This window comes from Solibacillus sp. GQ1, assembly GCF_059758555.1.
In genome coordinates this window covers 128,553-142,665 of the sequence record NZ_JCAXEX010000005.1, presented here as the reverse complement: position 1 = coordinate 142,665, position 14,113 = coordinate 128,553, and the positions used below count along the sequence as shown (strand labels likewise).

At 38.5% G+C, this 14,113-nt stretch carries 12 protein-coding genes; 7 read left to right on the top strand and 5 right to left on the bottom strand.

From position 1 onward, the window contains the following. Position 1 precedes the first annotated feature (1 nt). The 5 genes from rbsC to AC6CH1_RS17055 are packed head-to-tail and all read right to left on the bottom strand — an operon-like array spanning position 2 to position 4,689. A complete protein-coding gene (gene rbsC / locus AC6CH1_RS17075) occupies positions 2–943 on the bottom strand; it encodes a ribose ABC transporter permease (RefSeq protein ID WP_285848955.1) in 942 nt (313 codons plus the stop codon). Beyond that, positions 930–2,426, bottom strand: coding sequence for a sugar ABC transporter ATP-binding protein (locus AC6CH1_RS17070; protein WP_251691030.1), 1,497 nt, complete (start codon positions 2,424–2,426; stop codon positions 930–932). Before AC6CH1_RS17070 ends, rbsC begins: the two co-directional genes overlap by 14 nt. A 15-nt stretch (positions 2,427–2,441) precedes the next feature. After that, the gene (gene rbsD, locus AC6CH1_RS17065) at positions 2,442–2,831 is read right to left on the bottom strand and encodes a D-ribose pyranase (RefSeq protein WP_498318592.1); all 390 of its coding nucleotides are present in this window, start codon (positions 2,829–2,831) and stop codon (positions 2,442–2,444) included. Continuing rightward, positions 2,828–3,706, bottom strand: a complete 879-nt coding sequence (rbsK, locus tag AC6CH1_RS17060; RefSeq protein ID WP_498318590.1) for a ribokinase — start codon at positions 3,704–3,706, stop codon at positions 2,828–2,830. Before rbsK ends, rbsD begins: the two co-directional genes overlap by 4 nt. Next, positions 3,703–4,689, bottom strand: a complete 987-nt coding sequence (locus AC6CH1_RS17055; protein ID WP_251691024.1) for a LacI family DNA-binding transcriptional regulator — start codon at positions 4,687–4,689, stop codon at positions 3,703–3,705. The genes rbsK and AC6CH1_RS17055 overlap by 4 nt, the downstream gene beginning before the upstream one ends. 496 nt (positions 4,690–5,185) lie before the next feature. Here AC6CH1_RS17055 and AC6CH1_RS17050 point away from each other — a divergent pair, with 496 nt between their 5' ends. The 7 genes from AC6CH1_RS17050 to yycF all read left to right on the top strand — a co-directional run bounded on the left by AC6CH1_RS17050 (position 5,186) and on the right by yycF (position 14,109). After that, the gene (locus tag AC6CH1_RS17050; RefSeq protein WP_251691021.1) at positions 5,186–6,133 is read left to right on the top strand and encodes a YybS family protein; all 948 of its coding nucleotides are present in this window, start codon (positions 5,186–5,188) and stop codon (positions 6,131–6,133) included. 12 nt (positions 6,134–6,145) lie between these two features. Further along, a complete protein-coding gene (locus AC6CH1_RS17045) occupies positions 6,146–8,122 on the top strand; it encodes a DHH family phosphoesterase (RefSeq protein WP_251691020.1) in 1,977 nt (658 codons plus the stop codon). After that, positions 8,119–8,565 (top strand): 50S ribosomal protein L9, encoded by a 447-nt coding sequence (gene rplI / locus AC6CH1_RS17040; protein ID WP_498318588.1) that lies wholly within the window; start codon positions 8,119–8,121, stop codon positions 8,563–8,565. The genes AC6CH1_RS17045 and rplI overlap by 4 nt, the downstream gene beginning before the upstream one ends. A 12-nt stretch (positions 8,566–8,577) precedes the next feature. Then, positions 8,578–9,930: a replicative DNA helicase gene (gene dnaB, locus AC6CH1_RS17035; protein WP_251691016.1), complete on the top strand. Its 1,353-nt coding sequence runs from the start codon at positions 8,578–8,580 to the stop codon at positions 9,928–9,930. A 191-nt stretch (positions 9,931–10,121) separates the two neighbouring features. After that, positions 10,122–11,408, top strand: coding sequence for an adenylosuccinate synthase (locus tag AC6CH1_RS17030; RefSeq protein ID WP_251691014.1), 1,287 nt, complete (start codon positions 10,122–10,124; stop codon positions 11,406–11,408). Positions 11,409–11,690: 282 nt separating this feature from the next. After that, the gene (locus AC6CH1_RS17025) at positions 11,691–13,160 is read left to right on the top strand and encodes a peptidoglycan DD-metalloendopeptidase family protein (protein ID WP_427713612.1); all 1,470 of its coding nucleotides are present in this window, start codon (positions 11,691–11,693) and stop codon (positions 13,158–13,160) included. 238 nt (positions 13,161–13,398) lie between these two features. Then, the gene (gene yycF / locus AC6CH1_RS17020) at positions 13,399–14,109 is read left to right on the top strand and encodes a response regulator YycF (protein WP_008408338.1); all 711 of its coding nucleotides are present in this window, start codon (positions 13,399–13,401) and stop codon (positions 14,107–14,109) included. The last annotated feature ends 4 nt before the right edge of the window (positions 14,110–14,113 follow it).

Genomic DNA, 14,113 nt, shown 5'->3' with positions numbered 1-14,113 from the left:
TCTACGCTGTTTTCTTACGGTCAATTAACACCGCGATTAAAATAACAATCCCTTTTACTACTTGCTGGAAGAATGAAGAAACGCCGATTAAGTTCAATCCGTTATTCAACACTCCGATAATTAAGGCACCTACTAATGTACCGAAAATCCAGCCTTTACCGCCTGTTAAACTTGTCCCACCTAAGACAACTGCTGCAATTGCATCCAACTCATAAGATGTACCTGCTGTTGGCTGTGCAGAGTTTAAACGAGATGTTAAAATCAGCGCAGATAAAGCTGCTAACATACCAGTTAATGAGTATACAGCAATTTTTACACGATCCACATTGATACCTGATAATTTAGAAGCCGCTTCATTGCCGCCTACTGCATAAACACGGCGACCGAATGTTGTTTTATGCATAATTACATATAACGCAATGAAAGCTAGAATCATTGTACATACTGGAACTGGAATACCGAAGAAGTATCCTTTACCTAACATCTGGAATGTAATTTCATTTCCTAAGTCAGAAACAGGGCGACCATCCGTATACACTAACGTTAATCCACGGTAAATTGTCATTGTTGCCAATGTTGCGATGAATGGTGCTACTTTTCCTTTTGCAATGATGACACCATTTACAGCACCAAGAACAGCACCTAATAATAAGGCCGCTAGAATGGTTAATACAGGATCTATTCCTGAAGCGAGCATTGTGGCTGCTACGGCACCTGTAAGGGCCAATGTCGAGCCAACCGATAAGTCGATGCCGCCAGTTAAAATAACAAAAGTCATACCAAATGCGATAAGTGCACTAATCGATACTTGACGTAAAATATTTAAAACATTATCTGTTGTCATAAAGCTTGGATTTAAAATCGTAATGACAATTACAATTAAAAATAATCCTAAAAGAGGACCTAGCTTTCCTAACATTTCTTTTGAGCTAGTTTTTAACAACTTCTTCTCCTCCTGTTGCGTAATGCATAATAGTTTCTTGTGTTAAGTCAACATTGTCTAAAATAGCTGTTTGACGTCCTTCGTGCATGATCATTACACGGTCCGCCATACCTAACACTTCCGTTAGCTCTGAGGAAATCATTAAAATGGCTACACCTTCCTCGGCTAACTGATTCATAATCGAGTAGATTTCTTTTTTTGCACCAATATCAACACCGCGAGTAGGTTCGTCCAATATTAAAATATCCGGTTTTGTACTTAACCACTTTGCGATAACTACTTTTTGCTGATTACCGCCGCTTAATGAGCCAACAGCCTGTGTCGCATCACTGCAGCGAATATTTAGCTGCTCAATATATTTAGCAGCATGTGATTGCTCTTGTTGTGGTTGAATAAAGCCGCTTTTTGCAATTGTTTTCAAATTTGTTAAAAACATATTTTCCTTAATCGAAAAATCCAGTACAAGACCTTCTGTTTTACGGTCTTCCGTCACAAATCCAATCCCGTATTTCATTGCTTGAATCGGGTTTTTGATCGTCACTTTTTCCCCGTGGATGTAAATATCGCCTCTAGACTTTTTAAGGTTACCGAAAATAGCCTGTGCAACTTCTGTACGGCCTGCCCCCATTAAACCGGCAAATGCTAATATTTCGCCTTTACGAATCTGAAAGTTAATATCTTTGCATACCGCAGGACATGTTAACCCTTTTACTTCTAGAGCAACGTCTCCTATTTCTGCATTGCGGCTTGGATAACGTTCACCAAGCTCACGTCCGACCATCATTTTAACGATTTCATCAAAAGTTGTTTTTGGAATTTCCCGAACACCAACATACTCACCATCACGTAAAATCGTAATACGATCACAAATTGCAAAAATCTCTTCCATACGATGGGAAATATAAACAAACGAAATCCCTTTTGCTTTCAGTTCTCTAATCGTTTCAAATAGTGTTTCAATCTCACGATCTGTAAGAGCAGCTGTCGGTTCATCCATTACGATATACTTTGCTTCTGAATTAATCGCTTTGGCTATTTCAATTAGCTGTTGTTTTCCGACTGAAAGCGAACCGGCAGGCTGACGTACATCAATATGCAAACCGAGTTTTGCCAACAGTGTCTTTGCATCTTTATTCATTTCACGTGTACGCAGGAATCCCGTACGACCAATTGTTTTTTCTTTTCCTAAAAACAGGTTTTCCGCTACAGATAAATGCGGCAGAATATTTAATTCTTGGTGAATTACGTGAATGCCTAAGTTTTCGGCGTCTTTTGCTGAAGTAAATGTATACGACTGACCATCAACTAGCACATCACCGTTATCACGCGAGTAGATACCGGCCAAAATTTTCATCATCGTTGATTTACCAGCACCATTTTCACCCATTAAGGCGTGGATTTCCCCGTCTAACAGAGTGAACTCAACATTGTTTAATACGACGTTGCCATTGAATGCTTTTCTTATGCCCTTCATTTCAATCATGTTCCGTCACCTACCTTAGAAAATTACGCCGCTTTGTAGCATGATATTGGCGTATGGTGTTATTTCACCTGTACGAATAATGACCTTTGCTTCGCTCGACATCTTCTTGAATTGTTCGTGGGATATATATGTAACCGGTTCCACTTTTTGCAATATAGAAGAATGAATAGTTTCGTTAGCAGTTTTTATTTCTTCAGCTAAGTAACTATGTTCTACTTTTAAATCTTCTAGAACAACTTCTAAAATCGTCATAAATCCTGGTTCCCCCAGTTTGTATGCTAAATCGATACATGTAACGCCGTCCGGAACCGGTAAGCCGCAATCAGCAATAACAATTTTGTCTGTATGACCTAAACGTGCAAATATACCGGCTAATTCGCGATTTAAAATGCCCTGTTTTTTCATTTTGCGCCTTCCTTTCGAGCAATTACTTCCTCTAATTTTGGCATACCACCTTGGGCTCCAAATTTTTCAACGGATAATGACGCCGCTATATTCGCAAAAAATACGGCTTCTTCAATAGACTGACCGTTTGTAATAGCATGTGCGAATGCACCGTTAAATGTATCACCGGCACCTGTTGTATCAACAGCCGTTGTTTTATATCCTTTTATATGCACATGTTTTGTTCCATCGAAGTAACGCGCACCATCTTCACCTAATGTCACTATTAACTGATTTGGGTATTTTTCTAATGCTGCTTCAACATCGTTCCCGAAAAGTAAGGCACATTCAGTTTCGTTTGGTGTTAAGTATTTAATATACGGCATCCACTCAATGTCGAAGTTTGCTGCCGGAGCAGGGTTGAAGAGTACCGGTACTTGAAGCTCTTTACATAACTTTAAGCTGTACTCAATCGTTTCTACTGGAATTTCAAGCTGCATGATCACTAAATGACTATTTTCAATGACAGTTTTTGCTGAAGCAATCTCTTCTGGTGTTACTTTAGAGTTGGCACCTGGTACAACGACAATACGGTTGTCCGATTCGTGGAGTAAAATATTAGCAATGCCAGTAGCACCATTTGTATTTATTACTAAGCTTGTATCTATATTTTCTTCATTCAGATTCGCACGCAGTTCCGTACCGAAGCTGTCTGTGCCGACAGCACCTAACATTTTAACTTGGCTGCCTAAGCGTGCAGCAGCTACTGCCTGATTCGCACCTTTGCCGCCTGGAACCGTTGTAAATAAGCTTCCTAAAACAGTTTCCCCTTTTTTGGGGAATACATCCATTTGAACGACTAAGTCCATATTGATGCTTCCTATTACCGTAATCATTTTGCAGCTTCCTTTCTTGTCGTCCCTCGAACAATTAGTTGTGGATCTATATTTAATAACGTTTGTATTATTTCTTTGCCTTCAATCTGTTCAATTAACATTGTTGCGGCTGCAGCACCCATTTTGTACAGATCCTGGCCGACCGTTGTTAATGGAGGGGATACCATTTCACCGAGTGCAATTCCATCAAAGCCTACAATTTGCAGTTCTTCGGGTACGCGCTTACCAAGCTTATGCGCAATATGAAGTGCAGCAATGGCTAATGTATCACTGCTTGCAAAAATACCGTCAATCTGAGGATTTACAGCTAAAGTTTGTTCAATCGCTTCAGCAGCAACTTTAAAATCAAATGATGTTGTTATAACAATTGGCTCTAGTCCTCGTTTGTCCGTTGCTTCGAGAAATCCTGTAAGGCGATCATCCGCAGTTTTTAAACCTTGCGGACCACGTATACATAGTAAATTTCCTGCTCCATTCGTAAGTAAGTACTCCGCCCCAATCCTGGCACCTTTTTCGTTATCGGTTGCTACAGTTGGAACAGTTGCATCGATTATTCGGTCAAGTGCAACGATTGGTGTATTGATGGACATATAAACAGAAGGATCCAGTAAGCTTGTTGCTACTATTAAGCCGGCAACATATGTTTGTGACAGGCGCTCTAAATATAACAACTCTTTTTCCATCTGGTCGTCAGAATTACAAAGAACAACTGTATAACCATAAGACAATGCCATGTCTTCCACTGCACGCGCCAGTTCAGGGAAATATGGGTTTTTTATATCCGGAACAATGAGACCAATAATATTGGATTGTTTTTTACTTAATGAACGTGCAACACTGCTTGGCTTATAATCCAGCTCAAGAATTGCCTGTTCAATACGTTCTGATGACTTTTTACTGACATAACCATTTTGGTTTAAGTAGCGTGATACTGTTGCCACAGAAAGATTTGCAACCTTTGCTACATCTTTAATGTTAACCATCTATCCGCCCCCTAAACAAAATGTGTTACCGGTTACATAATATATGCTATACAATACAAATTGTCAACGAAATAAAGGACATAAAAGACAGAAAAACGGCTTTTAATACGTAGAATATAGTTATTCAAACAAAAATTACTCCATATTAAGTTATACTAAAAAAATCATAATGACATACTATTCATAGCTTGTGCATTCTATGCAGTGGATTTCCACCCTATATATTGGTCATATACCAGTATTTACATGCACTTATATGCTTTAGATGTAAGCAGATTTTTATGTAGAGGAGAAGTTAAAGGGAATGTAATAATGGATTGGTTTAATTCATTCTTCTTGTCGTAACGGTTATTTTGTTTGACCATGCAAAAATGGTACAATAGGAAGGTGAGAAAAGTTGAAAGCAGACTGGTCGAAAAGCCGACCAAATGTAAGAGCAAAGTTTGAATAGTCCTTGCATTATAGTCTAGCGAACAACAGATAAGGAAGGTTCTCCATGCAAAATAATCAATCAAGAAAGCTGGCACATGGTGCAATGATGATTGCGCTTTTCACTGTGCTGATGGCAATCGTATTTTATATTCCACTGGCGAATATTATCGCGGCGATTATTGCTCCATTACCGATGATTTGGTATAGCGCAAACTATAATCGGAAGTCATCGCTTTTAGTCGCAGTGATTGCTGTATTTATTACTTTTTTTATTGGTGGACTGCTATTACTACCCGCTTCATTAATCTTTGCAGCAGCAGGTGTAGCAATAGGGGATGCTATTTATCATAAAAAGAGTAAAGTATTTATGTTTATCTCAACGAGTATTGTCCTGCTGATCACATTTGCGATTCAGTATTTAATTTCATTGCGTTTGTTTGAAGTAGATTTTATTCGGGATTCTCTTGCGCTCATGAAGACGAGCTATATGGAATCGATTAAAATGACGGAGAGTCTGACTGGACAACCTGTGCCCAAAGAAACAATGGATTTGGCGAATACAATGTTAAATACGTTGGAAATGACAATGCCGGCTTCCATTACATTTGCCATGTTATTTTTAACATTTATTATTATTACCGTTAATTTACCGATTTTAAAGCGTTTAAAAGTAGACGTACCAAAGTTTGCGAAGTTTAGTGAATTACGTTTACCACGATCAGTGTTATGGTATTACTTAATCGCTTTATCAGTGAATTTATTCGTTCGTCCAGAAGCCGGTTCTTCATTGGCTATTATTATGCTAAATATTTCAATGGTATTATGGGTATTATTAACAATACAAGGTATCTCATTTATACATTTTGTCATTGATGCATTTGGTTATCCGAAGTTTATAAAAGTTTTAAGTACAATTTTAGCAATACCTCTCTATTCGTTTGTTATTTTAGTAGGTATTGTTGATTTAGGCTTTAATGCACGTAGTTACATTCGAGAAAAGAGTCAGAAATGAGGAGCTGATGGAATGGGGATTTTTCGTAAAAGACCAATTCGATATCCACTATTAGTATTGTTTTTACTTGGTGCAGTAGCAGCTATCCTTATTATGATGTGGAATGTATGGGTGGGAATAGCCTTTATAGCTATTTATTCAGTAGCAGCTTACTACACGGTAAAAGTTGAATTATTAACATATGTAGAAACCGAAAAGCATATTCAATCACTTTCCTACCGGATGGAGGATGTCGGAAAAGAGGCATTTCTGGAAATGCCATTCGGAATTCTGTTAATGAATGATGAAATGACGGTGGAATGGGCCAACCCGTTTATGCTTCGCGTCCTGCAGCAAGAATCGCTGGTCGGATATGAACTTGAAATGATTTCAGAAGAGCTGCCTCTACTAGTTAATCAAGACCAAAAAAATGAAACGGTCATTGCTATCAATGATCGGAAATATCATATTTATTATAAAGAAGAAGAGAAACTTTTCTATTTCTTTGATATTACAAAACAAGTACAGATTGAAAAGCAATATATGGCGGACCGTACTGTACTCGCTATACTATTTATCGATAACTATGATGAGCTTACATCTGGCATGGATGACCAGGCACGAAGCGTCACCAATACGATGATGACATCAATTATAAATGAATGGGCAGCACATTATGATATCTTTGTGAAAAGAATCGCATCGGATCGTTACATGGCTGTGTTAAATGAATCGATTTTATCGGAGCTTGAGCAGAAACGTTTTTCAATTTTAGATGTCATCCGGGAACGAACGTTGATGCAGAAAAATTTATCATTAACATTAAGTATTGGCATTGGAGCAGGCTCTCAATCTCTTGTAGAGCTTGGGCAATTAGCGCAGTCGGGACTTGATCTAGTTCTGGGGCGTGGTGGTGACCAAGTTGCCATTAAGCAGTCCAATGGTAAAATTCGCTTTTATGGCGGTAAAACAAACCCTGTTGAAAAACGTACAAGAGTACGTGCCCGTGTAATCTCTCATGCACTAAGTGATTTAATTCAAGATAGTGACCGCGTTTTCGTAATGGGCCATAAAAATCCGGACATGGACTCAATAGGAGCATCTGTCGGTGTACGTAAAATGGTTGCGATGAATGGAATTGAAGGGTTTGTCGTAGTCAATTTTGATGAAGTACGCGGAAGTGTAGACCGGTTAATGACCGAGTTAGAGCAAAAAACCGATTTTTACGATCGCTTTATTACTCCGGATGAAGCTTTATCAAAAATAACGCCAAAATCACTTGTAGTTATTGTCGATACTCATAAGCCAAGTATGGTAATTGATAGTCGAATATTAAGTAGAACAGATAAGGTTGTTGTTATCGACCATCACCGTCGTGGAGAAGAGTTTATCAATAATCCGACATTAGTATATATGGAGCCATATGCATCTTCTACAGCAGAACTCGTTACGGAGCTGCTAGAATACCAGCCTCAAAATGAAAAGTTATTGCCGCTTGAAGCGACAGCATTATTGTCCGGTATTATTGTGGATACAAAAAGCTTTACATTAAGAACAGGTGCGCGTACATTTGAAGCCGCTTCATATTTACGTACATTTGGTGCTGATACCGTACTGATACAACGTCTGTTAAAAGAAGATGTAGAAACATATGTCGCACGTTCAAAAATTATTCAAACTGTAGAATTCCCGTTTGCAGGAATTGCGGTTGCAAAAGGTGAAGATTCAAAAGTATACGATTCAGTATTAATCGCACAAACTGCAGACATTTTACTAACAATGAAAGATGTCGGTGCCTCGTTTGTCATTGCCCATCGCAATGATGGACTGATCGGCATTAGTGCACGTTCATTAGGAGAAGTAAATGTCCAGCTTGTCATGGAAAAGCTTGGCGGTGGAGGCCATTTAACAAATGCCGCTACCCAAATGGAAGCACAATCCATTGATGAGGTTAAAAAATATTTATATGAAGCAATTAATGAAGTAGTCGAAGGGAGTAAAGAATCATGAAAGTAGTATTTTTAAAAGACGTAAAAGGTAAAGGCAAAAAAGGTGAAATTAAAGAAGTAGCAGAAGGTTATGCACGTAACTTTTTACTTAAAAACGGTTATGCAAAAGAAGCTAATAACCAGGCAATTAGCGAACTGCAAGGTCAAAAGCGTTTAGAAGAGAAAAATGCGGCGGCAGAGTTGCAGGCAGCAAAAGATTTAAAAGAGCAATTAGAAGCAATTACAGTAGAAGTAAAAGCGAAATCAGGTGAAGGTGGTCGCCTATTTGGTTCAGTATCTACAAAGCAAATTGCAGATGCATTACAAAAGAAACATGGTTTTAAAGTAGATAAACGCAAAATGGATTGTAATGACGGACTTCGTTCATTAGGTTATGCCAATGTACCAGTGAAGTTACATCAAGATGTAAAGGCTAATTTAAAGGTACATGTAATTGAAGAATAAGGAGCGACAACAATGAACGAATCCATGATGGACCGTGTTCCCCCACATAATAGTGAAGCGGAACAATCGGTCATTGGAGCCGTTTTCCTTGAACCACAAGCTCTAATAACAGCATCTGAAATTGTTATAGCAGATGATTTTTATCATATTGCACATCAAAAGATTTTCCAAACGATGCTGAACTTGAGCGATCAGGGAAAAGCAATTGATCTTGTCACTGTAACGGAAGAATTATCAGCAAAAAAAGAGCTAGAGGATATCGGCGGGTTAAGCTATATTACGGAATTATCGAGTGCTGTTCCGACAGCTGCCAATATCGCACATTACGCAAAGATTGTAGAAGAAAAGGCGATTTTACGTCGCCTTATTCGCGTTGCATCTAAAATTGCGGATGACGGATATACGCGTGAAGATGAAGTAGAGGTTCTTTTAGCAGAAGCTGAAAAGAAAATGCTTGAAGTTTCGAACCGTAAAAATGCTGGCGACTTTAAGCACGTAAAAGATGTACTCGTTCAAACATTTGATAATATTGAACAGCTCCAGTCACGTGAGGGGGATGTGACAGGTATTCCTACCGGTTTCCGTGATTTGGACAAGATGACGGCCGGTTTCCAACGCAACGATTTAATTATTGTGGCAGCCCGTCCATCGGTTGGTAAAACAGCCTTTGCCTTAAACGTAGCCCAAAGTGTTGCTGTAAAGGCCCGTGAAAATGTAGCGATTTTCTCTCTTGAAATGGGAGCAGACCAGCTTGTCATGCGTATGTTATGTGCAGAAGGTAATATCGATGCACAACGCTTGCGTACAGGCGCTTTAGAAACAGAGGACTGGAGCAAGCTGACAATGGCTATGGGAAGTTTATCAAATTCCGGTATTTACATCGATGACTCTCCGGGTGTGCGCATGACAGATATACGTGCCAAATGCCGACGATTAGCTAAGGAAAACGGTTTAGGAATGATTATGATCGATTACTTGCAGCTTATTTTAGGTAGCGGTAAACCAGGAGAGAACCGTCAGCAGGAAGTATCGGAAATTTCCCGTTCATTAAAAGGTTTAGCGCGTGAATTAAAGGTACCTATAATTGCCCTATCACAGCTGTCGCGTGGTGTAGAGCAACGTCAAGATAAAAGACCGATGATGAGTGACTTGCGTGAATCTGGTTCGATTGAGCAAGATGCCGATATCGTAGCCTTCTTATACCGTGATGATTACTACGATAAAGAATCGGAAAGTAAGGATATTATCGAAATCATTATTGCAAAACAACGTAACGGTCCAACAGGCACGGTAAGCTTGGCATTCCGTAAAGAGTACAATAAGTTCTTGAATTTAGAATTTACTCCTCCTCCACGAGAAGAATAACCCTTAAACACGAACGTTTCACATTCGTTGAATGTGTACGTTCGTGTTTTTTGTTGACATTTAGGATTTGAACTTGTTAAAATGTTCATGTTTCATCATTAAGGAATTAAAAGGTAAATTCTTATGAAAAAGAATGAAATACTTAATATATAATTTTCATTAGGTGAATCATTCGTCGGAGGTGCACATAGATGACAGCTGTAGTTGTAGTAGGTACGCAATGGGGAGACGAAGGAAAAGGTAAAATTACAGATTTCCTTTCAAAAAGAGCAGATGCAATCGCACGTTATGCTGGTGGAGATAACGCGGGTCACACAATTAAAATTGGTGGAGAAACATATAAATTGCATTTAATCCCTTCAGGAATTTTTTATCCGGATAAACTTTCTGTTATTGGAAATGGTGTTGTTCTTAATCCAAAGTCAATTGTAACGGAATTAAAAGGACTGCAAGCTAGAGGAATTGATACATCGAATTTAAGAATTTCCAATCGTGCACATGTTATTTTGCCATATCACATTTATCAGGATATTGTAGAGGAACAGGCACGTGGTGATGAAAAAATAGGAACGACAGCAAAGGGAATTGGTCCATGCTACCAAGATAAAGTTGCACGAATTGGGATTCGTGTAGCAGATCTATTAGATAAAGAAACATTTGAAAAAAAATTACGCGCAAATTTAACATTAAAAAATCGCTTATTTACTAAGTTTTATGAAGTAGAAGGCTTACAATTTGATGATATATTCGAGGAATACTACGCTTACGGTCAAGAAATTGCCCAATATGTAACAGATACATCGAAAGTGCTGAACGATGTTATTGATGAAGGCGGTAAAGTGCTGTTTGAAGGGGCACAGGGGATTATGCTTGATGTCGATCAAGGGACTTATCCATATGTAACTTCTTCAAATCCAGTGGCAGGCGGTATCGCAATTGGATCAGGTGTTGGTCCAACTGCAGTAGAACGCGTTGTTGGTGTTTGTAAGGCATATACGTCCCGTGTTGGAGATGGTCCATTTCCATCTGAACTTCATGATGAAATTGGCCAGCAAATTCGGGAAGTTGGCCGTGAATATGGGACAACAACAGGCCGTCCGCGTCGTGTTGGATGGTTTGACTCGGTTGTAGTTCGTCATTCACGCCGAGTTTCGGGAATAACGGACTTAGCATTAAATTCAATTGATGTATTATCAGGTCTTGAAACAGTTAAAATTTGTACAGCGTATGAATATAACGGGGAACAGATTACAGAATATCCAGCAAACTTGGAAATCATTGAACAGTGTAAACCTGTCTATGAAGAACTACCAGGTTGGTCAGAAGATGTGACGAACGTTCGGACATTTGATGAGCTTCCTGAGAATGCGAAAAATTATGTACAGCGCATTGTTGAGCTTACAGGTATTTCATTGATGACTTTCTCAGTTGGCCCTTCACGTGAGCAAACAAATATCGTAAATGAAATTTGGAAATAATTCATTAAAGTATAGAAGCGTATTAAAAGTCTAGCCGGCTTTTAATACGTTTTTTTTGTTACTAAGAAAAACTATAAATGGATATAAGGAGGGTTAGTGGACTATTTTACCTACTAAAAATGTAACATCCTTTTAGAAAATAATACAATTACATTACAAAAAGACTGGAGCGGTTCATTTGAAATGAGAAATATGATACATTAGCAAAGTGTGTTTTTACAATCGCTAGTTAATGAAAATACATCTTTTTATAGTACAGATCTAGTCGAAAGGAGCTTTATCATGAGTTCAAAAGGAAACAAGTTAGACTTAAAAAAATCTAATCTAAGTCTAATGAATCGTCATAATAGAAAATTTAAAGTGGCTACCTTATTTGCCTTACTTGTTTCTACAGTGACATTCAATATAGGTTTCGCGAATGAAACAGATAAAGAAAAATTCGCTAAAGTTTTCCACGTTTATGTAGCTGATACATACGTAGGTTCTGTTGCAGATGAAGCAACAGTAAATGAGATTGTCGAGCAAAAAGAGCAAGAGGCAAGCGAACAATATGAAGACTTAACTATTGACGCAGGCGCTGATATCTCACTTATACCAGAGCAAGTATTTACAGTCGAAGCTAATGAAGAGCAGACATTAAAAAACCTTCAAGAGGCAATAACTGTTCAGGCAAAAGCCCATTCCCTAAAAGTGGGGGAAACAGTCGTTGCATCAGTGAAGGATAAAGAAGAGTTTGAAGCTGTAATTGACGGATTAAAGCTTCAATTTGTGACACAAAACGATTTAAAAGAATTGCAAAACAATGCTAATAAAGATTCTATACCCAAATTACAAAAGGATGAAACACGCCTGGTCGATCTTGCATTATCTACTCCGATTACAGGTGATGAAGTGTTAGCAGAGCCGGCAAATATTGTTTCTTCCAAACAAGCGGTACAACTTTTACAAACAGGTGCATTGGAGCAAGAAGTATATACTGTAAAAGCAGGAGATGTGTTAGGTTCAATTGCAAAAGCACATGATTTAACAACTGCTGAGTTATTAAAAATCAACCCTACACTTAAAGCAGACACTGTCCTTCAAATTGGCGAACAAGTCAATGTAACTGTACAAAAGCCATTTGTTACAGTAAAGGCAGTTTATGAAAAGAAAAAAGTAGAGGAAATCGACTTTGCGAAAATCGTCAAAGAAGATGCAACGATGCTTAAAGGTAAAAAAGTAGTTAAGCAGGAAGGCGAAAAGGGCAAAAAAGAAGTTTCCTACTTAATCACTGAAGAGAATGGTGTCCGAACAGAAAGAATACAATCAGAGGCAAATGTAGTAGCAGAGCCTGAAGACCGTATTGTCGTTGTCGGAACTAAAGTGATTCCTTCTGTTGGAACAGGTACTTTTGCTTGGCCGGCAGTTGGTGGATATATCTCAAGTAATATGGGAGAGCGTTGGGGACGTTATCACTACGGTATTGATATTGCCCGCCCATCAAACTATACAATAAAAGCCTCAGATAATGGTGTTGTCAAAACGGCAGGCAAGCATTCAACATACGGAAATTATGTAGTGATTAACCATAAAAACGGTTTTGAAACATTGTATGCCCATTTATCTCGCATTGATGTAAAAGTGGGACAAGTAGTCGAACAAGGTTCCGCTTTAGGACAAATGGGTTCAACGGGGCGTTCAACAGGCACACACTTACATTTCGAAGTTCATAAAAACGGTAAAGAAGTAAATCCGTTATCATATTTAGATTAACTTTTAGCAGTCCAAGGCAGAATTGGACTGCTTTTTCTATAATATGGTCTTCAAGTTATTAGAGTGGATAAAATTCAAAAACTATTCTTAAATGGGTGGAATATTTCCCGGAAAATAATCATAGCAGTATAGCTGTATAATGCACCAAACGGCAAAGCATGATAGAGTAGTTATAGTAAAAATAAAGATAACCTTTCATAATTATATAGAGAATTTATGAGAAAAGAGGAATTAGATGATGGATAAAACGATATTAGTTGTAGACGATGAGAAACCAATTGCAGACATTCTGCAGTTTAATTTAATAAAAGAAGGTTATCGCGTCATTTGTGCATATGATGGGGACGAAGCGCTTCAAAGAGTAGAAGAAGAACAGCCTGATTTAATGTTGCTGGATATTATGCTACCTAAACGTGACGGCATGGAAGTATGTCGTGAAGTGCGTAAAAAATATGATTTCCCAATTATTATGCTTACGGCAAAAGGTTCGGAAATCGATAAAGTGCTGGGGCTGGAAATGGGTGCTGACGACTATGTAACAAAGCCGTTCAGTACACGTGAATTAATTGCCCGTGTAAAAGCGAATATGCGCCGATTAAATGTGCCTGCTCAAATAGAAGAAGCACAAGCGGAAACGAATGATATTGTAGTGGGCTCTTTAACGATTCAGCCAGATGCCTATTTAGTATTAAAGCGTGACGAGTCAATTGAATTAACACACCGTGAATTTGAATTACTGCATTATTTAGCAAAACATATTGGTCAAGTTATGACACGTGAGCATTTGCTGCAAACAGTATGGGGGTATGATTATTTCGGTGATGTACGAACAGTGGACGTAACAATCCGCCGTTTACGTGAAAAAATTGAAGATAATCCAAGTCATCCTTTATGGATTGTTACGAGACGAGGAGTCGGCTATTACTTACGAAACCCTGAACAGGAGTAAAATA